The 1,186-nt window shown below is 71.0% G+C and carries 1 protein-coding gene; it reads right to left on the bottom strand.

Features of this window, described 5'->3' with window-relative positions:
* On the bottom strand, positions 1–1,186 hold a 1,186-nt coding region (locus GWK61_RS58150; protein ID WP_228564576.1), incomplete at both ends, for an SLBB domain-containing protein.

Genomic DNA, 1,186 nt, shown 5'->3' with positions numbered 1-1,186 from the left:
ACCGGACCCGGCGCCCCCGCAATCCCAACCCGCAACTGCTCCCCATCAGCAACCGGCCGCGCCAAATCCAGCGCGGTGACATCCACCCCCGGCAACGCACCCCCAGCCGCAGCCAACGCCTCATAGACCCGCGCCCCAACCGGCAGCATCTGGATGCCGGGACGCGCAACCTTGCCCTCAACATCCACGACCACCCCACCGACCGACGCCCCAGCCAACGCCGGACTAGTAGCCATAGCCGCATGCGGCGAGCACGTCTGCCGCCCCGCAGCGCTCCGCGCCATCGCCACGACATAGCGACGCACAATCGGCGCCGGGTACCAGCGACCCATGGGAGTGGCGGCAAGGAGATGCGCACGCTCCGCGGCGCTGCGGGCATACGGCACGCCAGCTCGCTCGGCCGCGAGAGTCCTTGCCCGCTCGGCCCGGGGCCAAGCTGCTGACATGTCCGCTCCTGCGACTCGCGCGCCAAAGTCTGTGGCTCGCTCGGCCATCGGCCAGCCGGGCGCTTCGGCAGGCCAGTAAACGTTCGCTGGCCAGATCAAAGACCGCTCGGCCAGCTCGCTCGCCACCATGAGTGAGCCATCGCGCGCGACCAGGTCAAGCATTTGGTTGACAAGGCTCCGGTCAATCAGCGCGCCAGCAAGAACGGCAGGCTGTGGGACTTTCGCGTGCTCAGCCAAATACCAGCCCGCCGCCCCGCTCATCGCTTGAGCAGGCAAATTGCGCGCGCCGCCACGCACGATCAGGACGCTCCCATGCTCGGCAGAGGACCAGCCGGACAGCGCGCTCGCGGCTTGGGCAGGCTCCATGCGCGCACTCGCCTGCCCGGTGGAGGCACGGGCGGCTAGCGCACTCGCAGCTTCGGCCGACGCCATGCGTGCACCTTCGCGCGCGACGTGCCCACTCCCCCGCTCGGCCGGAATCCGGTTCGTCGGCGCGCTGCCGTCGAAGTCAGCGCCGGCAGCCACCGGCACGACCTTCAAAATGCGCGCGCTCCACCCCGTCGGCGCGTCCGGCACCGCACGCGGTGGCCCCGAGTTCCATGCGTGCTCGCGGCACGCGTCGTCGCGGCCCGCCGCGGTGCCTCCCGGCTTGGCGCGTGGATCGCCGCCCGGTGGTGCGCCGGTGTCGGAGGTTGGGGTGGCGTGGTCGTCGTCGGGAGGCTGGGTGGTCGATGCTGCTT

The organism is Catenulispora rubra (genome assembly GCF_015356825.1).
In the GTDB taxonomy this organism is placed as follows: domain Bacteria; phylum Actinomycetota; class Actinomycetes; order Streptomycetales; family Catenulisporaceae; genus Catenulispora; species Catenulispora rubra.
Note: the sequence above shows the minus strand (reverse complement) of the source record. Positions and strands in the feature narration are given on the sequence as shown.